The sequence below is a fragment of the Lysobacter firmicutimachus genome, from assembly GCF_037027445.1.
GTDB lineage: Bacteria > Pseudomonadota > Gammaproteobacteria > Xanthomonadales > Xanthomonadaceae > Lysobacter > Lysobacter firmicutimachus.
Window position 1 is genome coordinate 1,357,503 of record NZ_JBANDL010000002.1, and the last position, 20,097, is coordinate 1,377,599.

The 20,097-nt window shown below is 68.9% G+C and carries 13 protein-coding genes; 8 read left to right on the forward strand and 5 right to left on the reverse strand.

Going from position 1 to position 20,097, the window contains the following annotated elements; all coding sequences use genetic code 11:
* Positions 1–182: 182 nt before the first annotated feature.
* Complete coding sequence (gene typA, locus V2J18_RS05855; protein WP_064747296.1) at positions 183–2,012, reverse strand: translational GTPase TypA; 1,830 nt, start codon at positions 2,010–2,012, stop codon at positions 183–185.
* A gap of 617 nt (positions 2,013–2,629) precedes the next feature.
* Between typA and V2J18_RS05860 the strand changes: the two genes are divergently transcribed.
* From V2J18_RS05860 to V2J18_RS05880, 5 genes are all read left to right on the forward strand, one after another.
* Entirely contained in the window at positions 2,630–3,124 is a 495-nt protein-coding gene (locus tag V2J18_RS05860) for a peptidylprolyl isomerase (RefSeq protein WP_064747294.1), read from the forward strand.
* Between the two features lie 347 nt (positions 3,125–3,471).
* Positions 3,472–4,677: a pyridoxal phosphate-dependent aminotransferase gene (locus V2J18_RS05865; protein ID WP_064747928.1), complete on the forward strand. Its 1,206-nt coding sequence runs from the start codon at positions 3,472–3,474 to the stop codon at positions 4,675–4,677.
* A gap of 50 nt (positions 4,678–4,727) precedes the next feature.
* Positions 4,728–5,117 (forward strand): glutaredoxin family protein, encoded by a 390-nt coding sequence (locus tag V2J18_RS05870; RefSeq protein WP_064747929.1) that lies wholly within the window; start codon positions 4,728–4,730, stop codon positions 5,115–5,117.
* 94 nt (positions 5,118–5,211) lie between these two features.
* Entirely contained in the window at positions 5,212–6,198 is a 987-nt protein-coding gene (locus V2J18_RS05875) for a malate dehydrogenase (RefSeq protein ID WP_336131289.1), read from the forward strand.
* 190 nt (positions 6,199–6,388) lie between these two features.
* Positions 6,389–7,063 carry a LuxR C-terminal-related transcriptional regulator gene (locus tag V2J18_RS05880; RefSeq protein WP_336131290.1) on the forward strand — a complete coding sequence of 225 codons (675 nt, stop codon included), beginning with the start codon at positions 6,389–6,391 and terminating at the stop codon, positions 7,061–7,063.
* A 31-nt stretch (positions 7,064–7,094) separates the two neighbouring features.
* Here V2J18_RS05880 and V2J18_RS05885 read toward each other — a convergent pair whose 3' ends face one another.
* The 4 genes from V2J18_RS05885 to V2J18_RS05900 all read right to left on the reverse strand — a co-directional run bounded on the left by V2J18_RS05885 (position 7,095) and on the right by V2J18_RS05900 (position 13,961).
* Positions 7,095–9,737, reverse strand: a complete 2,643-nt coding sequence (locus V2J18_RS05885; RefSeq protein ID WP_336131291.1) for a hybrid sensor histidine kinase/response regulator — start codon at positions 9,735–9,737, stop codon at positions 7,095–7,097.
* 138 nt (positions 9,738–9,875) lie between these two features.
* Complete coding sequence (locus tag V2J18_RS05890; RefSeq protein WP_336131292.1) at positions 9,876–11,087, reverse strand: OprO/OprP family phosphate-selective porin; 1,212 nt, start codon at positions 11,085–11,087, stop codon at positions 9,876–9,878.
* A 124-nt stretch (positions 11,088–11,211) separates the two neighbouring features.
* The gene (locus V2J18_RS05895) at positions 11,212–12,534 is read right to left on the reverse strand and encodes a dicarboxylate/amino acid:cation symporter (RefSeq protein ID WP_425605952.1); all 1,323 of its coding nucleotides are present in this window, start codon (positions 12,532–12,534) and stop codon (positions 11,212–11,214) included.
* Between the two features lie 74 nt (positions 12,535–12,608).
* Positions 12,609–13,961, reverse strand: a complete 1,353-nt coding sequence (locus V2J18_RS05900; protein WP_261370107.1) for an MFS transporter — start codon at positions 13,959–13,961, stop codon at positions 12,609–12,611.
* Between the two features lie 317 nt (positions 13,962–14,278).
* Here V2J18_RS05900 and V2J18_RS05905 point away from each other — a divergent pair, with 317 nt between their 5' ends.
* From V2J18_RS05905 to V2J18_RS05915, 3 genes are all read left to right on the forward strand, one after another.
* Positions 14,279–16,624, forward strand: coding sequence for a TonB-dependent receptor (locus V2J18_RS05905; protein WP_336131293.1), 2,346 nt, complete (start codon positions 14,279–14,281; stop codon positions 16,622–16,624).
* Between the two features lie 326 nt (positions 16,625–16,950).
* Positions 16,951–18,846, forward strand: coding sequence for a propionate--CoA ligase (prpE, locus tag V2J18_RS05910; protein ID WP_336131294.1), 1,896 nt, complete (start codon positions 16,951–16,953; stop codon positions 18,844–18,846).
* 124 nt (positions 18,847–18,970) lie between these two features.
* Complete coding sequence (locus tag V2J18_RS05915; RefSeq protein ID WP_336131295.1) at positions 18,971–20,029, forward strand: suppressor of fused domain protein; 1,059 nt, start codon at positions 18,971–18,973, stop codon at positions 20,027–20,029.
* The last annotated feature ends 68 nt before the right edge of the window (positions 20,030–20,097 follow it).

A 20,097-nucleotide genomic window follows, 5' to 3' on the forward strand; every position in this document is an offset into this window, starting at 1 on the left:
GCGTTCGATCTTCGTGGCGCGGTGGGGGTTCCCGCTGGCGGCGCCGATTGTGTCGGGTCGATCGCGCCGGCGGCGAAAACCGGAACGCGCGCCGGAGCGCGCGTTTCCTGGCCCCTGCCTCCCCGCGCGGGCGGGAGAGGCGGGGCCCGGCCGCCTTGCGGGCAAGGCGACGGTAGCAAGGATCAGGCCGCGCGCGAGGCGCGCTTGCGATCGCTCTCGGTGAGGAACTTCTTGCGCAGGCGGATTTCCTTCGGGGTGACTTCGACCAGCTCGTCGTCCTCGATGAAGTCCAGCGCCTGCTCCAAGGTGTACTTGATGGCCGGGGTCAGCTTGATCGCGTCGTCCTTGCCCGAAGCGCGCATGTTGGTCAGCGGCTTGGTCTTGATCGCGTTGACGGTCAGGTCGTTGTCCTTGGAGTGGATGCCGATCAGCTGGCCTTCGTACACGTTGTCGCCTTCGGCGGCGAACAGGCGGCCGCGCTCTTCCAGCGGGCCCAGCGCGTAGGCCGGAGTGGCGCCGGCGGCGTTGGCGATCATCACCCCGTTCGGACGCTTGGCGATGGCGCCGGTTTCCTTCGGGCCGTAATGGTCGAACACGTGGAACAGCAGGCCCGAGCCCTGGGTCAGGGTGCGGAACTCGTTCTGGAAGCCGATCAGGCCGCGCGCCGGGATGGTGTAGTCCAGGCGCACGCGGCCCTTGCCGTCGGGTTCCATGTTCTTCAGCTGGGCCTTGCGGATGCCGAGCTTCTCCATCACGCCGCCCTGGTGCTGCTCTTCGATGTCGACCACCAACTGTTCGATCGGCTCCATCAGCTGGCCGTCGATTTCCTTGATGATCACTTCCGGACGCGACACGGCCAGCTCGAAGCCTTCGCGGCGCATGTTCTCGATCAGCACCGACAGGTGCAGCTCGCCGCGGCCGGAGACCAGGAACTTGTCCGGGTCGGAGCCTTCCTCGACCTTCAGCGCGACGTTGTGCAGGGTCTCGCGTTCCAGGCGCTCGCGCAGCTGGCGGCTGGTGAGGAACTTGCCGCCGCTGTATTCCTTGTGGCCGGCGAACGGCGAGTTGTTGACCTGGAAGGTCATGCTGATGGTCGGCTCGTCCACGGTCAGCGCCGGCAGCGCTTCCGGCGCGTCGAGCGCGCACACGGTGTCGGAGATCGACAGGTCGGTGACGCCGGCGATGGCGACGATGTCGCCGGCCTCGGCCTCCTCGGCCTCGATGCGTTCCAGGCCCATGAAGCCCAGCACCTGCACGATCTTGCCCTGGCGCTTCTTGCCTTCGCGGTCGACCACGCTGACCGGCATGTTCTTCTTGACCTTGCCGCGCTGGATGCGGCCGATGCCGATCAGGCCGACGAAGTTGCTGTAGTCCAGCTGGCTGATGCGCATCTGGAACGGGCCGTCGAGATCGACCTGCGGCGGCGGCACGTGCTTCATGATCGCTTCGTACAGCGGGGTCATGTCGCCCGAGCGGGCGGCGTCGTCGAGGCTGGCGTAGCCGTGCAGCGCCGAGGCGTAGACGATCGGGAAGTCGAGCTGCTCGTTGGTGGCGCCGAGCTTGTCGAACAGGTCGAACACCTGGTCGATGACCCAGTCCGGACGCGCGCCCGGGCGGTCGATCTTGTTGACCACCACGATCGGCTTGAAGCCCATCGCGAAGGCCTTCTGGGTGACGAAGCGGGTCTGCGGCATCGGGCCGTCCATCGCGTCGACCAGGATCAGCACCGAGTCGACCATCGACAGCACGCGCTCGACCTCGCCGCCGAAGTCGGCGTGGCCCGGGGTGTCGACGATGTTGATGCGGTTGCCCTGCCAGGTGATGGCGGTGTTCTTGGCCAGGATGGTGATGCCGCGTTCCTTTTCCTGGTCGTTGCTGTCCATCGCGCGCTCGGCCAGCACCGTGCGTTCGGACAGGGTGCCCGACTGCTTCAGGAGGCAGTCGACGAGGGTGGTCTTGCCATGGTCGACGTGGGCGACGATGGCGATATTGCGCAGGCGTTCGATGGACATGCGAAGGGGACGCCGCGAGGCGCGATAGCTGAGGAAGATAGCCGACCATTATAGCCGGCAACGGTGACCGTCCGCTCAATGCGGCGGCATCGGCAACCGAAACGGGCCACGTTCGGGTGGTTGAGGCGGGCCGGGCGGGGGAGGCGGGGGCGGATCGTCGTCGGAAGGGGGGCGATTCGCGGGCCGGAAGGTGCGGGCGAAGGGTACGAAAGGGTCCCTTCCTCCCCCCTGCAAAAGGGGCGGCGGTTCTGAGGGCTTCCCCGGTCGAACCGGCCCGGTCCGGGCAGGCTTTGTTCGAGAGGGTTCGCCAGAGCGGGCTGGGCCGGCAGGGGCTTGGTGGGGGCGAAACCGCAGCGGGTCAGGCCGCAGCGGGCTCCGTCGGAACCGGCCTCCGCGAAACCGCGGGCGCCGCCCTGCGCGGGCGCGGAGCCTGAATCCGCCGCGCTGGCGCAGGGCAGGCTGGCCCGGCACGGGCGCCGCCCAGGGCCGTACGCCTGTCCGAGCGGGCCGTGCTGGCGGTTCGCGCCGGCGGCCTGCGCCCGACGGCGGCGGCCGGCCAGCCCGGGGCCGGCATGGCGGTATGCTATGCGGCTCCCTCACCGAACCGAGTCCGGACCATGAGCCTGATCGCCAACTTCGACACCGACCGCGGCACCATCCGCGTGGAACTCGCCGCCGACAAGGCGCCGCTGACCGTCGCCAACTTCGTCAACCTGGCCCAGCGCGGCTTCTACGACGGCCTGAACTTCCACCGCGTCATCGCCAACTTCATGATCCAGGGCGGCTGCCCGCAGGGCACCGGCACCGGCGGCCCGGGCTATCGCTTCGAGGACGAAACCCGCAACGGCCTGACCCACCAGCGCGGCGTGCTGTCGATGGCCAACGCCGGCCCGGGCACCAACGGCAGCCAGTTCTTCATCACCCACATCGTCTGCGATTGGCTGGACGGCAAGCACACTGTGTTCGGCAAGGTCGTGGAAGGCCTGGACGTGGTCGATGCGGTCAAGCAGGGCGACAAGATCAAGTCGGTCAAGATCGAAGGCGACGCCGCCGCCGCGCTGGCCGCCAAGGCCGACCGCGTCGCCGAGTGGAACAAGATCCTGTCGGCGTAAGGCTTCGCGCCGAACCGCCGCGGTTCCGGCGACGGCCCGGGAGCGATCCCGGGCCGTTCGCGTTTGCGGGCCGCGGTTTCCGCCGCCGGCCGCCGCGCCTGCGTTCGCGCCGGGCGCCGGCCACGCCGCGCGGCCGCCGGTCCGTCCGCCACGCCGGGCACAGGCACCGGCCCGGCCGCGTATCGGCGCGGTTGCGCACGCCGCCGCGCGCATCGCGCCGCACGGCCGCCGGCGAGCGCTGTGCTACCATTTTGCGGCTCGATCCGGCGGTTTCGCAGCCTTCGGGAACCCCGTCGCGCACCTCTCCCGCACGCTCCCGACGTACCCGACCCCACGAGGTTTCTACGATGCCCCAGCTCGCCCGGCGCATCGGTCGCGCCAAGCCCAGCGCGATCATGCAGGTTGCCGAAAAGGCCAAGCGGCTCAAGGCCGAAGGCCGCGACATCATCAGCTTCTCGATCGGCGTTCCCAACTTCCTGCCCGGCGAGCACGTCTACGCCGCGGTGCGCGAAGCGCTCGCCAAAGACAGCGGCCAATACGGCAGCAACCGCGGTGCCGACGCGCTGCTGGATGCCTTCATCGAGCACATGGGCAAAATCGGCCTGACCGGCTACGGCCGGGTCAACTGCGCCACCGGCATCGGCGCCAAGCACGTGATCTACAACATCGCCGAGGCGCTGCTCGACGAAGGCGACACGATCGCGTTCCCGACGCCGTACTGGACCAGCTATCTCGACATCGCCGAGATCGTCAACGCCAAGATCGACCTGCTGCCTTGCCCCGCCTCGCAGGACTACAAGCTCACCCCGGAACAGCTCGACGCCGCGCTGGCGAAGAAGCCGAAGGTGTTCTTGTTCAACAATCCCTCGAACCCGACCGGCATGGTCTATTCGAAGGACGAAATCGACGCGCTGGCCGCGGTCGTCGCCAAGCATCCGGACACCTGGATCATCACCGACGACATCTACAACCGGATGGTGTTCGACGGCCTGGGCTACCACAACTTCGTCCACTCGCGTCCGGAACTGCGCGACCGGGTAATCTTCATCGACTCGCTGTCCAAGACCTACGGCATGCCGGGTTGGCGCGTGGGCTTCATGGCCGGGCCGGAATCGGTCGCCCAGGCCGTGACCACGATGAACTCCAACCACATCACCAACGTGCCGGAGATCGTCACCGCCGCCGCGGTGGCCGCGCTGTCCGGTCCGCAGGACGTGCCGACGCAGAAGTGCGCCGAGTTCCAGGCCAAGCGCGACCAGGTCATGGCGGTGATGAACGCGATCCCGGGCGTGGTCTGCCCGCGTCCGCAGGGCGCGTTCTACGTGTTCCCGGACATCAGCGTCGCCTTCGGCAAGACCCACCAGCCCAGCGGCCTGAAGATCGGCAACGACATGGACCTGTGCAACGCCCTGCTGGAAACCAAGGGCGTGGCCTGCGTGCCCGGTTCGGCGTTCGGCGAGCCGCGCGCGCTGCGCATCAGCTACACCTGTCCGACCCCGCAGCTGGCCCCCGGCCTGCAGCGCTTCCAGGAATTCTTCGCCGAGCTCGCCTGAGCCCGGCAAGAATTTCCAGGCCACCCAGACGATCCGGAGAAAGGAAGCCCATGCGTGTCACCACCGTGCTCTGGATCGTTCTGGCGGCCGCCGTCGGCATCGGCGGCGCCAAGGCGCTCAAGTCCGGCAGCCTCGCCGGCCTGTTCTCTTCGCGTCCGGCCGAACTGCAGCCGGACGACCCGCGCCGCAGCACCGGCGACAAGCGCATCGTGATGCTCGCCGCGGAGTGGTGCGGTTATTGCGAGAAGCTGCGCAAGGACTTCGAGCTGGCCGAGGTGCGCTACCGCATCATCGACATCGACACGCCCGAGGGCCAGCGCGCGATGAGCGCGGTCGGCGCGCGCGGCGTGCCGGTGACCATCGTCGGCCAGGACATCGTCTACGGCTACAACATGGACGAGATCAAGCAGCGGCTGGAGCCGCTGGGCTACCGCCTGTAAGCGCGGACGCTTCGTCCTCCCGTTCGCGGGCCGCGCGCCCGCATCCGTTCAACCTGCGATCCCATCTGCGATCCAATAGCGAAGGAAACACCCCATGAAGACTCCCGTCCGCGTTGCCGTTACCGGTGCTGCCGGCCAGATCGGCTATGCCCTGCTGTTCCGCATCGCTTCCGGCGAAATGCTCGGCAAGGACCAGCCGGTCATCCTGCAGATGCTGGAACTGCCGCTGGAGAAGGCCCAGGCCGCGCTCAAGGGCGTGATGATGGAGCTGGAAGACTGCGCCTTCCCGCTGCTGGCCGGCATGGTCGGCACCGACGATCCCATGGTCGCGTTCAAGGACGCCGACTATGCCCTGCTGGTCGGCGCGATGCCGCGCGGCCCGGGCATGGAGCGCAAGGACCTGCTGCTGAAGAACGCCGAGATCTTCACCGTGCAGGGCAAGGCCCTGAACGACGTCGCCTCGCGCAACGTCAAGGTGCTGGTGGTGGGCAACCCGGCCAACACCAACGCCTACATCGCCATGAAGTCGGCGCCGGACCTGCCGGCCAAGAACTTCACCGCGATGCTGCGCCTGGACCACAACCGCGCGCTGTCGCAGCTGGCCGCCAAGGCCGGCGTCGCCGTCGCCGACATCAAGAACATGGTGGTGTGGGGCAACCACAGCCCGACCATGTACCCGGACTATCGCTTCGCCACCGTCGGCGGCCAGTCGCTGAAGGACAAGATCAACGACGCCGACTGGAACGCCAACACCTTCATCCCGGTGGTCGGCAAGCGCGGCGCGGCGATCATCGAAGCGCGCGGCCTGTCCTCGGCCGCCTCGGCCGCCAACGCCGCCATCGACCACATGCGCGACTGGGCGCTGGGCAGCCACGGCGAGTGGGTGACCATGGGCGTGCCGTCCGACGGCAGCTACGGCATTCCGGAAGGCGTGATGTACGGCGTGCCGGTGATCACCGCCAACGGCGAATACACCCGCGTCGAAGGCCTGGACGTCGACGCGTTCAGCCGCGCCGCGATGGACAAGACCCTGGCCGAGCTGGAAGAAGAGCGCGCCGGCGTCGCCCACCTGCTGGGCTGATCCGCGCTGCGCGCAAGACCCGGAACGGGGCGGCTTCGGCCGCCCCGTTTCGTTTGGCGGCGGCGTGTTTCGACGGATCGCCCCGCCGTCGGCCCGGCGCCGCATTGCGGCGTCGTTCGGCGCGCCGCAGCGGCCGCCGCAGTGCGCAGGAAGCGTGTAGGATCGGTTCCGCCGTGTTTCAGGACCGCCCATGAGCGACGCGCTGCGCCTGTTGATCGCCGACGACCACCCGATGTTCCGGGCGGCGCTGCGGCATGCGCTGGGCGAAGTGCTGCCCGGCGCGGGCATCGTCGAAGTGGCCAGCCAGAGCGCGCTGGAGGCGGCCGTCGCCGGCGGCGAAGCCTTCGACCTGGCCATGCTCGACCTGATGATGCCGGGCGCGATGGGCTTTTCCTCGCTGGTGTTCGCGCGCGGCCAGCGGCCGGAACTGCCGGTGGTGATCATCTCCTCCAACGAGCACCCGCGCACGATCCGACGCGCGCAGCAGTTCGGCGCGTCCGGCTTCGTGCCCAAGTCGGCCCCGGCCAGCGTGCTCGGCGAAGCGGTGACCGCGGTGCTGGCCGGCAAGGTCTGGTTTCCGCCGCTGCAGGCCGAGCGCGACGAAGGCGACGCCCAGCTCGCCGACCGCCTGGCCCAGTTGACCCCGCAGCAGTTGCGGGTGCTGATGCGCCTGGCCGACGGCCTGCTCAACAAGCAGATCGCCTACGAACTGTCGCTGGCCGAAAACACGGTCAAGATCCACGTCACCGCGATCCTGCGCAAACTCGGCTGCCACTCGCGCACCCAGGCCGCGGTGCTGGTCAAGGGCCTTTCGCTGGAAGAGGAAAGCGGCGGCCTGCACGATCAGGGCAACGCGCTGCGCTGAGGCCGGCCTCTGGCGCCGCGCTCGACCCGCTTCATTCCCCGCGCGCCAACAAGCGCATCGCCAACGCGCGCAGCGCCGCCGGCTTGAGCGGCTTGGGCAGGAAATGCCAGCCGCGCTCGCTCGCGCGCGGGCGCAAGCCGGGGTCGGCGTCGGCCGACATCAGCACCACCGGCGGCAGTCGCTGCCACAGCGCCTCCAGTTGCGCGGCCAGTTCGAAGCCGGTGCTTTCGCCGAGCCGGTAATCGAGCAACAGCACCTCGGGCATGGGCGCCCCGACCGCGCGGGCCCGGGCCTCGGCCGCACTGCCCGCGGCCTCGACCGCGCAGCCCCAGTCGGCGAGCAACCCCTGCGCGGCCTGGCGCGAATGCGGGTCGTCGTCGACCACCCAGACCCGGCGGCCGTGCAACGCCGAGTTCGGCTCGGGCGCAGCCGCGGATGCCGGCATGGCCGCGGCCTCGGCCGGCGCTTGCCGCGCGTAAGGCACTTCGACCGAAAACACGCTGCCGCGTCCCGGCCAGGAGCGCACGGCGATGCGGTGATCGAGCAACTGCGCGACCCGGCGCACGATCGCCAGCCCCAGGCCGGCGCCGCGCGCCGGCGCCTCCACGCCGACGTCCAGGCGCTGGAACTCTTCGAAGATCAGTTCGCGCTTGGCCTCGGGGATGCCCGGGCCGGTGTCCCAGATCTCGATCCGCACGCCGTCGCGCAGGCGCCGCGCGCCGAGCACGATGCGGCCCGCGCGCGGCGTGAATTGCAGCGCATTGGAAAGGAAGTTCTGCACGATCCGGCGCAACAGCACTTCGTCGCTGTCGACGATCGCGCTGCTGGCGATGCAATGCAGGCGCAGCCCGTGCGATTCGGCGAGGATGCGGAACTGGCCTTCGATCGCGTCGAACACCCGCGCCAGCGGCAAGGCGCCGCGGCGCACTTCCAGCGCGCCCGACTCCAGCCGCGATATGTCCAGCAGGCTGGACAGGATGTCGTCCTGCGCGGTCAGCGCGGCCTCGATGCGGTCGGCCAGCTCGCGGCTGTCCGGGTCGACCCGCCGGCGCAGCGAGGACAGATACATGCGCGCCGCGTTCAAGGGTTGCAGCAGGTCGTGCACCGCCGCGGCGACGAAACGGGTCTTGTAGCGGTTGGCGCGCTCGGCCTCGCCCTTGGCCGCCTGCAGGTCGCGGGTGCGCTGCTCGATGCCGCGCTCCAGGCTGTCGGCGAGGCTGCGCAGATCGCGCGCGGCCTGCTTGTAGGCGGTGATGTCGGCGTAGCTGGTGACGAAGCCGCCGTCGGGCATCGGATTGCCGCGGATCTCGATCACCGTGCCGTCGGGGCGCTCGCGCTCGTGCAGATACGGCTGGCCGCGCTGCAGGTGTTCGAGCCGGCGCCGGATCGCCTCCTCGGGCTCGTTGCCGAGCAGGCCGCGCCGGGCGTTGTAGCGGATCAGGTCTTCGATCGGGCGGCCGACCTGCAACAGCTCCGGCGGGTAGCGGAACAGCTCGGCATAGCGCCGGTTCCAGGCCACCAGGCGCAGTTGCGCGTCGACCACGCTGATGCCCTGCGGCAGATGCTCCAGGCTCTGGCTTTCGCCGAGGCTGGCCTGCGCTGCCTGGACCACGCCGTCGCCGGCGTTGCGCAGCGCCTCGGCGTGCAGCTCGACCATCTTCTCCAGTTCCTGCCGGCTGCGCAGCCGCAGCGCGGCGATGCGGTTGCGCTGCAGGATCAGCAGCACCACCGAGACCATCAGCAGCCAGGCGCCGGCGGCGACCAGGCGCGCGATCCAGGCCGTGCGCAGGCTCGGCGTGGTATCGCGCAGCAGGTGCAGGGTCCAGTTCTCGCGCGGCAGGTGCAGCGACTGCCACAGCATCGGTTCGCGCATCGCAGGATCGCGCAGCCGCACCACCCGCGCGCCTTCGCCGACCTCGCGCTGGACCCGGAATGCGGCCGCTTGCAGGCGCTGGCCCTGGTACTGCCGGGTGAGGCGCAACTCGCGCTGCTGCGCCGGGGTTTGCGGCGCGAGCACGCGATAGCGCCATTGCGGATGCGCGCTGAGGAACACCACGCCGTTGGCGTCGCTGAGCAGGACCAGGTCGCCGCGCTCGCTCCAGTCCGAACGGATGTCCTCCAGTTCGACCTTGACCGCGACTGCGCCGACCGCGCCGCCGCGCTCGTCGTGGACGGCGCGGGCGATGAAGTGTCCGGGCACGTGGGTGGTGACGCCGATGGCGTAGAACTCGCCCGCGCCTTGAGCCATCGCGCGCTGGAAATACGGGCGGAAGGCATAGGAGTGGCCGACATTGCTGTTGGCCAGGTTCCAGTTGCTGGCGGCGATGCCGATGCCGGCCGCGTCGATCAGGGTCAGCGTGCTGGTGCGGTTGGCGAAATTGAGCTGGACCAGACGCTCGTTGGCGCGCTGGCGCTGGGTGCGGTCGTTCGGGTTCGCGAGCGTCGCGCGCAGTTGCGGGTCCAGCGACAGCACCGCCGGCATGATCCGATAGCGATCGATGTGCTGCTCGATCACCTGCGCCCGCTGCCCCAGCAACGCCCGCGCTTCTCCCGCCTGGCGCAGCAGCGCTTGCGAGTACGCCACCCGCCCGGCGACCCACGCCGACAGCAGTCCGCCGGCCACGATCAGGATCAGCCACAAGGCGTTGCGGAGTTGGCGGGGGTGGTTCAGCACGGTAGAGCCGGGATTGGAGATTCGGGATTCGGGATTCGCAAAGCGGTTTGCCGATTCTGTCAGCTTACTCGCCCGCGCCCGAGATCACCCAACTCTCCCGCACTGCTCTTGCCAATCCCGAATCCCCCATCCCGAATCTCAAAACTGCACCTGCGCCCGCATCTCCAGCATGCTCGGGTCCGCAGACAGCGGGCCCTTGTCGGCCTTCACGCGCACGTAGTTGGCCTGGCACTTGAAGTGGCTGGTCAGGTACCAGTTCATGCCCAGGGTCAGGTCGCGCTGGCGGCCGCCGGCGATGCCGCCGTCGTCGAGGTCGAGTTCGCCGTAGCGGGCCAGCAGTTCGACCGCGCCGTAGCGATGGGCCGGCTTGACGTTGCCGACGTTGTTGCCGTTGTAGGGACGCGATTCGCCGGTGAGCACCCAACTGCCGGTGAGGTAGTAGCCGTCGGCGCTGAAGTCGCGCGCGCCGTTCTCGCGTTGCGCGGTGGCGTGCAGGTACTCGGCCTGGGCCGACCAGGGGCCGTCGATCCACAGCGCTTCCAGGCCGTTGCGCACGATCTTGTCGGTGTTGCGCAGGGTGCCGGAGTCGACCAGGCGCACGCCGGTGAGACCGGCTTCGGGGCGGGCGCGGAAGCGCGCCGCGGGGCCGAAATACGCGCCGCGGCCGTCGCGGTAGCCGTGCGGGTCTTCGACCGAGCCGGTCATGCCCAGGTGCAGCACGCGCGCTTTCTCTTTGATCGGGGTCCACACCGCGCGCCCGGCGGCGGTGGTGCCGGGGTTGTCGCCCTGCAGGTCGTGGCCGAAGAAGTAGGCCGCGCTGAGCGCATAGCGCGGCCGTTCCAGCGACCACTCCACGCCGGTGCGGCGGCCCTGATAGATCGCCTGCGAGGCCGCGGACAACTCCATCAGGCTGCCGGCGCGCGAGGCGGCCACGCTCTCCATGCTGACCGGGGTCTTGAAGTAACCCACGCGCAGTCTGCCCAGGTCGGTGCCGAACAGCGCCTTGGTCTCCATGCGCAGGGCGACGTCGAGCCAGAGCTTGGATTCGAAGTCGTAGACCGCGGTGAAGTCGTAGACGTCCTTCTTCTTCAGGCTCATGCCGAACTCGCGCCGGCGGTAGTGACCGCTGTCGCGCAACGCGGTCGCGGCGCTGCCGTAGCCGCGGTCGCCGGAGAAATCGACCGTGTCGTAGGCCCAGTTGGCGGTCGCGGAAAGCTCGGTGCCGTCGGCGAAAGCGTGCTTGGTCGGCCAGTTTTCCAACGACCAGGGTTCGGCGGCCTGGACGAGCGGGGCGGCCGCGGCCAGCGCGGCGGCGGACAAGGCGAGGGCGTAGCGGGCGGAACGCGGCATCGGATGGGGCTCCATCGATAGGCGAGGGGCCGTCCTGGCCGCAGGGCGCCGTGCCGGACGCATGGCGTCCGGCGGCGGGCAGTCAAACGGGGCGATCCGGCCGGGGCGACCGGACCGGGGTCGATCAGGCGGTCTTGTCGGCCAGCGGACCGTGGTGATCGGAAGGCAGGTCGACGTCGAGGTCGGTCGCGCTGGGCGGGTTGAGCAGCTCGCGCTGCAGACGGTCGCGGTCCAGCTCGTTCTCCCAGCGCGCGACCACGATCGTGGCCACGCCGTTGCCGATGAAGTTGGTCAGCGCGCGCGCCTCGCTCATGAATCGGTCGATGCCGAGGATCAGCGCCAGCCCGGCCACCGGCACCGCGGGCACCACGGTCAGGGTCGCGGCGAGGGTGATGAAGCCGGCGCCGGTGACGCCCGAGGCGCCCTTGGAGGTCAGCATCGCCACTGCGAGCAGGGTCAGTTCCTGGGTCAGGGTCAGCTCGACGTTCAGCGCCTGGGCGATGAAGATCGTCGCCATGGTCAGGTAGATGTTGGTGCCGTCGAGGTTGAAGGAGTAGCCGCTGGGCACCACCAGGCCGACCACCGGCTTGGAGCAGCCCAGGCGCTCGAGCTTGCGCATCAGCGGCACCAGCGCCGATTCCGAGGACGAGGTGCCCAGCACCAGCAGCAGTTCGTCGCGGATGTAGCGGATGAAGCGCAGGATGCTGAAGCCGGTGAAGTAGGCGATGGCGCCGAGCACGAGCAGGATGAACACCGCGCAGGTCAGGTAGAAGCTGCCCATCAGCCGGGCCAGCGGACCGAGCGAATCCACCCCGTACTTGCCGATGGTGAAGGCCATCGCCGCGCCGGCACCGATCGGGGCCAGCTTCATGATCATGCCCATCATGCCGAAGAACGCCTTGGACACGGTCTCGAACAGGTCGATCACCTTCTCGCCGGACTTGCCCATGTGCAGCAGGGCGAAGCCGAACAGCACCGCCAGCAGCAGCACCTGCAGCAGGTCGCCGTTGCCGGTGAAGGCGTCGGTGAAGGTCTTGGGGATGATGTGCAGCAGGAAGTCGACTGTGCTCTGGTCCTTGGCCGCACTGGCGTATTTCTCCACCGCGCTGGCGTCGAGCGTGGCCGGGTCGGCGTTGAAGCCCGAGCCGGGCTTGAGCGTATTGACCACGATCAGGCCGATCACCAGGGCGATCGTCGAGACGACTTCGAAGTAGACGATCGCCTTGACCCCGACCCGTCCGACCTTCTTCACGTCGGATACGCCGGCGATGCCGAGCACCACGGTCAGGAAGATGATCGGCGCGATCAGCATCTTGATCAGCGAGATGAAGCCGTCGCCGAGCGGCTTGAGCTTGACCGCGAAGTCGGGGAAGTAATGGCCGACCACGCCGCCGAGGACGATGGCGCCGAGCACCCAGAGATAGAAGCGCGAGCCGGACTTTTTCATGGCGGGTACTCAGGCGGGGACGGATGGAGAGGGGCGGGGCGGAAAGGAGCGGGAGCGGGTGGGGCGATGAGCGATCAGTCGCGGTCGATGTGCGAGTGCTTGCGGGTGTCCGGCATCAGCACGTAGACCAGCAGCGAGCAGGCGATGCAGGCGCTGACGTACCAGAAGAAGCCGGTCTCCATGCCGATCTTCTTGAACCACAGCGCGACCGGTTCGGCGGTGCCGCCGAACAGGGCCACGGTCAGCGCGTAGGGCAGGCCGACGCCGAGGGCGCGGATCTCGACCGGGAACAATTCGGCCTTCACCACCGCGTTGATCGCGGTGTAGCCGCTGACCGCGCTGAGCAGGATCATGATCAGCCAGAACGCCTGCATCGGCGTCTGCGCGCCCTGGATCAGGTGCATCACCGGCACGGTCAGGGTCGCGCCGAGCACGCCGAAGGCGATCAGCAGCGGGCGGCGGCCGATCCGGTCCGACAGCGCGCCCACCAGCGGCTGCATCAGCATGTACACGAACAAGGTGGCCGCGTTGATCAGCGACGCGGTCTCCTTGTCGAAGCCGGTGCTGATGGTGAGGAACTTCAGCATGTAGTTGGTGTAGGTGTAGAACGCCAGCGTGCCGCCCATGGTCAGGCCGACCACGGTCAGCACCGCGCGCGGATGCTGCATCAGCGTGCGCAACGAGCCTTCCTTGCGCGCTGGCGTGTCGCCGGCCTTGAGCTTGGCGAAGGACTCGGTCTCCTGCATGTTGCGGCGCAGGTACAGGGCGACGACCGCGGCCAGCGCGCCGATCGCGAACGGAATGCGCCAGCCCCAGGACTTGAGCTGCTCCTCGTCGAGCACGAACTGCTGCAGCACGATCAGCACCAACAGCGCCAGCAACTGGCCCAGGATCAGGGTCACGTAGAGGAAGCTGGACCAGAAGCCGCGGTTCTCGCGCGAGGACATTTCGCTGAGGTAGGTGGCCGAGCTGCCGTATTCGCCGCCGACGCTCAGGCCCTGCATCAGCCGCGCCAGCACCAGCAGCACCGGCGCCAGCACGCCGATGGTTTCGTAGCCGGGGGTGAAGGTGATGATGAGCGAGCCGGCGCACATCATCAGCACCGACAGCATCAGCGCGGCGCGGCGGCCGTTGCGGTCGGCGTAGCGGCCGAACACCCAGCCGCCGAGCGGTCGCATCAGAAAGCCGACGGCGAAGATCGCGCCCGCATTGAGCGCCTGCGAGATCTTGTCGCCCTTGGGGAAGAACACGTGGGCGAAGTACAGCGAGAACGCGCTGTACACGTACCAGTCGTAGTACTCGACCAGGTTGCCGATCGAACCGGAGAAGATCGACTTCAGGCGCTGTCCGGCGGTCATCGCCGTAGCGGGCGTCGTGGTCTCGGCGCCGGCGGGGCCGGCGGCGGTGTCAGCGGTAATCGCGCTCAAGGCAAACGGCTCCAGGTCGGTGCGGACGGGGCCGGGCGGCGCGGGGGGAGGGGCGCGCAGCCGCGACGCAACGGCGGCACCTCCTGGCGCCGAGACGGATGGTGGGCCGGGCGCGCGGGGCGGCCAATAGCACCATCGGGTTAGAGCCCCGGCTCAGGTTCGGCCGGCCGCCCGTTCATCCGCTCAGCGATGAGCGCTGCGGCGCAGTCGCGGACCGTGCCGGCGCGCACGCTTCGCCATCAACGCGTCATCAAAGCCCGGCACCCTGCGCGCTTTGCATCGCGGCATTCCCTCTACGCCGCCCGGAGACGCACGCAATGACCCGAGTGTTCGCCGCCCCGACCTTGTCGGCCGCCATCTGCCTTGCCCTGGCCACGCTGCCGGCCTACGCCGCGACGGCGGATGCCGACGCGGCCGACGCCGATGCGGGCGTTGCCGACGCCACCACCCTGGACGCGGTATCGGTGATCGGCCTGGGCGAAACCCGCCAGGTGCAGCGGGTCAAGCTCGCCGACATCGAGCGCAAGGTGCCGGGCAGCAGCGCGCAGAAAGTGCTCAACAAGCTGCCGGGCATCTCGGTGCAGTCCAACGACGCCTACGGCGCCAACGAGGAATCGCAGACCATCAGCCTGCGCGGTTTCAGCCAGCGCCTGCTCGGCTACACCCTCGACGGGATCCCGCTCGGCGACAACAGCTACGGCAACTACAACGGCCTGGGCATCAGCCGCGCCCTGATCGGCGAGAACCTGGCCGGGGCCGAACTCGCCGCCGGCATCGGCTCGCTCGGCACCGCCTCGACCAGCAATCTCGGCGGCACCCTGCAGTACTACTCGGCCGATCCGGAAAGCGAGTTCGGCCTGCGCCTGGCGCAGACCTTCGGCAGCGACCGCACCCGCCGCACCTATGCGCGCGTGGACACCGGCGACCACGGCGGCTTCTCGATGTACTTGTCCGGTTCGCTGCTCAGCGCCGACATGTGGTCGCGCCCGCACGACAATCAGGACCAGAACCAGGTCAACCTCAAGGCCGTCTATCAGTTCGGCGAAGGCAACCGGATCAGCGCTTACTACGCCAGCGCGGACACCAGCCAGGCCAACTACGCTTATCTGTCCAAGGCGCTGCTGGCGCGTGGCGCCGATTGGGACTGGAACCTGTACAAGCCGGACTGGAAGCGCGCGCTGGCCGCCGCCTATTGCGCGCCGCGGCCGTGGCCGGCCAATCAGCACCGTGCCGGCGACCCGCGCTGCGCCTTCGTCGCGCCGGCGGCGACCATCGACGACGCCTACTACGCCAGCCGCGCGCTGCGCACCGATCACCTCGGCGCGCTGGCCGGCGAGTTCAACCTCGGCGAAGGCCTGTCGCTGAAGGCCCAGGCCTACTACCACGACGACCGCGGCCAGGGCCATTGGTGGTCGCCGGGCAATTACTCCTACCCGAACACCGCCAGGGCGATTCCGATCTCGATCCGCAGCACCAATTACGGCATCAACCGCCACGGCGCGATTAGCTCGCTGGTCTGGGAAGTCGGCCAGCACCGCATCGAGGGCGGCGTGTGGTACGAACGCAACCACCACGACGTGCAGCGAAACTTCTACTTCATCGACGGCCCGGTCAACGACGACCGCTTCCTCAACGACCCCGACCGTCGCCTGTTCTTCCAGAAGTACCGCATCCACACCCGTCAGGCTTATCTGCAGGACACCATCCGCCTGCTCGACGACCGCCTGACCCTGGACCTGGGCGCCAAGAGCACCCAGGTGGTGATGCGCGCGCGCCAGGTCGATCCGCGCGCGATGGAAGTGCCGAACGCGACCGGCCAGTTGCAAACCCGCGACCGCTTCCTGCCCCAGTTCGGCGTCGGCTACCGCCTCGCCGACAACCAGGGCGAGCTGTTCGCCGCCTACACCGAGAATGTCGCCGCCTTCGTCGGCGGCGGCGCCGGTGGCCCGCTGGCGATCAACCAGGCCGCGTTCGACGCGCAGAAGGCCGGGTTGAAGCCGGAATCGTCCAAGACCTTCGAAGCCGGCTACCGCCGCGTCGGCCAGGCCTATCAGGCCTCGTTGAGCGTGTACAAGGTGCGTTTCGACGACCGCCTGCTGTCGCTGAACCCTTGCTCCAGCATCGAAGCCGGCACCCGGCCGGAGTGCATCACCAAGTTCTTCAACGTCGGCTCGGTGGACAGCGTCGGCAGCGAGCTGGTCTTCATCTGGAAACCGAGCGAACACTTCGAGTGGTACAACGCGCTGTCGTGGAACAAGTCGACCTATCAGGACAACTACGTCGACGGCGGCAAGGCGGTGCAGACCCGCGACAAGCGCGTGGTCGACGTGCCGGACACGATGCTGTCGAGCGAGATCAGCTGGCGCCAGGGGCCGTGGCTGGCCAGCCTGAGCGGCAAGTACACCGGCAAGCGCTACTACACCTATACCAACGACAACGGTTTCGGCGGCGCGACCACCTTCGACGCCAGCCTGCGCTACAGCTTCGATGCGATGGGGCCGCTGCGGCAGTGGTCGATCGCCCTGCACGGCAGCAACCTGACCGACAAGCGCACCGCCAGCAATCTGACCGCGTTCAGCGCGTCCGATGCGCCGGGCAAGACCTATGCCTTCCACGCCAACGCGCCGCGGCAAGTGTTCCTGACCTTGGACGCGCGGTTCTGAGCCGGGCCGGAGCGCGGGAGGAGAGCCAATCCCTCGCGCTCCGGTCGCCGTCCCCACGTCGCGCTTGCGCCGGGCGCCGGCTCCCTTTTCGAAGGGGGCGCTGTTTTTCGCGCGGCCTTCGGCCGTTCTCTGCGATCCCTTTGTTATCCGCGTCGCCCCGCCATCTGGGCGGTTGCTCCTCTGAGAGAAGGGGGCAGGGGGTGCCGTTGTCGTTGCCTTCCTCTCCCCGCCGTTCCCCGCGCCTAGACCATCGTCGTAACGCAAGCCGCCTCGGCTTGCACTAGCCTCGGCAGCATCCGCCGCTACGCCCTGCGCGAGGCCGCCGCATGCGTTACCAGGACTTCCACCGCCGCTCGATCGAGCAACCCGAGGCGTTCTGGGCCGAGCAGGCGCAGGCGATCCACTGGCACAAGCCGCCGCAGGCGATCCTCGAATACGACCGGCCGCCGTTCCGGCGCTGGTTCGCCGGCGGCGAAACCAACCTCTGCTACAACGCCCTGGACCGTCATCTCGACGAACGCGGCGACCAGCTCGCCCTGGTCGCGATTTCCAGCGAGACCGGCCAGACCCGCGAACTCAGCTACCGTGAGCTGCATGCCGAGGTCAACGCGTTCGCCGCGGTGCTGAAGTCGCTCGGCGTCGGCCGCGGCGACCGCGTGGTGATCTACATGCCGAACATGGCCGAGGCGGTGTTCGCCATGCTCGCCTGCGCGCGCATCGGCGCGGTGCATTCGGTGGTGTTCGGCGGCTTCGCCGCGCACAACCTGGCCCTGCGCATCGACGATACCGCGCCCAAGCTGCTGATCTGCGCCGACGCCGGCATGCGCGGCGGCAAAGTCATTCCCTACAAGCCGCTGGTCGATGCCGCCTGCGAGCAAGCGCGGCAGCCGCCGCCGCACGTGCTGGTGGTCGGCCGCGGCCTCGACCCGGAACACCGCGTCGTCGCCGGACGCGATCTGGATTACGCGACCCTGCGCGCGCGCCACGAGGGCGCGCAGGTCGAGGTGCAGTGGCTGGAATCCAACGAGCCCAGCTATCTGCTCTACACCTCCGGCACCACCGGCAAGCCCAAGGGCGTGCAGCGCGACGTCGGCGGCTACGCGGTCGCGCTGGCGCTGTCGATGTGGTCGATCTACGACATCCGCGCCGGCCAGACCATGTTCTCGACCTCGGACGTCGGCTGGGCGGTGGGCCATTCCTACAACGTCTACGGTCCGCTCATCGCCGGCGCCACCTCGGTGCTGTACGAGGGCCTGCCGACGAATCCCGACCCGGGCATCTGGTGGCGGATCTGCGAGCGCTACCGCGTGCGCACCATGTTTTCCTCGCCGACCGGCATCCGCGTGCTCAAGAAGCAAGACCCGGCCTGGCTGAAGCGGCACGATCTGTCCGCGCTGCAATGGCTGTTCCTGGCCGGCGAGCCGCTGGACGAGCCGACCGCGCACTGGATCACCGACGGCATCGGCAAGACCGTCGTCGACAACTACTGGCAGACCGAGACCGGCTGGCCGGTGCTGGCCCTGATGCCGGGGCTGGATCTGCAGCCGGTCAAGTTCGGTTCGCCCGGCCTGCCCACGCCGGGCTATCGCCTGCGGGTGATCGACGAAGCCACCGGCCGCGACGTCGGCCCGCACGAGAAGGGCGTGCTGGTGATCGTGCCGCCGCTGCCGCCGGGCTGCATGACCACGGTCTGGAACGACGACGCGCGCTTTCTGTCCAGCTACTTCGGCCACTTCAAGGAATTGCTGTACAGCTCGCTGGATTGGGCGGTGCGCGACGAGGACGGCTACACCTTCATCCTCGGCCGCACCGACGACGTCATCAACGTCGCCGGGCACCGTCTGGGCACGCGCGAGATCGAGGAATCGGTGGCCAGCCACGGCAGCGTCGCCGAGGCGGCGGTGATCGGCGTGCACGACGAGCTCAAGGGCCAGATGCCGGTGGTGTTCGCCACCCTCAAGAGCGGCAGCGGCGAGGATGCGGGCGAGGCCGCGGCCGGCATGCAGCGCTGTGTGGTCGAGCAACTCGGCGCGGTGGCGCGGCCGGCGCGGGTGTACGTGGTCGCAGCCCTGCCCAAGACGCGTTCCGGCAAGCTGTTGCGGCGCTCGATCCAGGCCCTGGCCGAGCAGCGCGACCCGGGGGACCTGTCGACCCTGGACGACCCGGGCGCCTTGGAGGAAGTGCGGCGCGCGCTGGAACGCGGCGCCGACGCCGGCGGCTGAACGTCCGCGGGCCGGCGCGGTTCGTGCCGGTTCAGTCCCCTTGACGGATTTTTTGCCGGCGCCGCGTTAGCATCGTGAATACGCGGGATCCTCCGCGGCCGATGCGAGCGAGGCGGAACGCGCAATGACGGCAGAACAGGACAGCGCGCCGGGGTGGGACGCGATCGACCAGGCCCTGAGCCGGCTCTACACGCGTCAGCAGCCGCTGCACTACGGCAGCCCGATCGGTCCCGAGCTCGGCGGCGAGCCTTTGCGCGGCATCAGCGCCTACAAGCGCATCACCCCGGTGCCGCACTGGCACCTGGTCACCTACGGTTTCAGCGAACTCTACGAGAAGACCTCCGAAGACCCGGCGATCAGCGGTTTCGGCTTCGAACTGACTTTCCGTATCGCCGATCCCGAGGACAGCGAGCAGCCGCCGGCCTGGGCCCTGAATTTCCTGCAGAACCTGGCCCGCTACGTGTTTCAAAGCGGGCACGGCTTCCACGCGGGCCATTACCTGCACGCCAACGGCCCCATCGCCGCCGACACCCAGACTCATCTGCAGACGGTGGCGTTCGCGCACGACCCCGAGCTGGCGCCGATCGATACGCCCAACGGCCTGCTCGAGTTCCTGCAGGTGATCGGCCTGACCAACGAAGAAGAGTTCGCGCTCAAGCGCTGGTCGACGCTGAAGGTGCTGGACGTGTTCCAGGACTATCTGCCGCTGTGGGTGACCGACCTGGAGCGCGAGTCGTTGCTGGCCGATTCCGACATCGCCGCGCGCCTGGCCGCCGGTTCGGCCCACGAGGGGTCGAGTTCGGCGCTGATCTATACCGACCAGCTCGACTGGAGCCAGCGCAAGCGCCTGCTGCGCCAACCGGCGACGCGGATCGCGCTGGGCGCGCGTCAGGTCGGCGAGCTGCTCGCGCTGCTGCCGCTGCGGCTGCCCTTCGGTAAGCCGTTCAGCCTGGTCGGCCCGCAGGCGCGGATCGTGTTCGAGGCGGCGCCGCGCAACGGCGCCCAGGCCGTGGAGGGAGCGTTGCATCTGCGCCTGAACGAGGCCGCTTTGCGCAATCTGGTCGCCTGCCTGCGCGCCCAGGAGGGCTGCTACCGGGTCGAGGGCGTGGAATTCCTCGAGGTCCAGGTGCTGCGCAGCGAGATCCGCGACCGCGACGGCAACGTGGTGCAGACCATCGGCTAGCCGCGGCCGGCGCCCGGGCGGCAAGGACCGGGCCGGCGCGACGGGGTAAAATGCCGGATCGCCCGAAC

Coding starts and splice junctions, on each gene's coding strand:
- typA (WP_064747296.1), bottom strand. CDS start 2,012: ATGTCCATCGAACGCCTGCGCAATATCGCCATCGTCGCCCACGTCGAC.
- V2J18_RS05860 (WP_064747294.1), top strand. CDS start 2,630: ATGAGCCTGATCGCCAACTTCGACACCGACCGCGGCACCATCCGCGTG.
- V2J18_RS05865 (WP_064747928.1), top strand. CDS start 3,472: ATGCCCCAGCTCGCCCGGCGCATCGGTCGCGCCAAGCCCAGCGCGATC.
- V2J18_RS05870 (WP_064747929.1), top strand. CDS start 4,728: ATGCGTGTCACCACCGTGCTCTGGATCGTTCTGGCGGCCGCCGTCGGC.
- V2J18_RS05875 (WP_336131289.1), top strand. CDS start 5,212: ATGAAGACTCCCGTCCGCGTTGCCGTTACCGGTGCTGCCGGCCAGATC.
- V2J18_RS05880 (WP_336131290.1), top strand. CDS start 6,389: ATGAGCGACGCGCTGCGCCTGTTGATCGCCGACGACCACCCGATGTTC.
- V2J18_RS05890 (WP_336131292.1), bottom strand. CDS start 11,087: ATGCCGCGTTCCGCCCGCTACGCCCTCGCCTTGTCCGCCGCCGCGCTG.
- V2J18_RS05895 (WP_425605952.1), bottom strand. CDS start 12,534: ATGAAAAAGTCCGGCTCGCGCTTCTATCTCTGGGTGCTCGGCGCCATC.
- V2J18_RS05905 (WP_336131293.1), top strand. CDS start 14,279: ATGACCCGAGTGTTCGCCGCCCCGACCTTGTCGGCCGCCATCTGCCTT.
- prpE (WP_336131294.1), top strand. CDS start 16,951: ATGCGTTACCAGGACTTCCACCGCCGCTCGATCGAGCAACCCGAGGCG.
- V2J18_RS05915 (WP_336131295.1), top strand. CDS start 18,971: ATGACGGCAGAACAGGACAGCGCGCCGGGGTGGGACGCGATCGACCAG.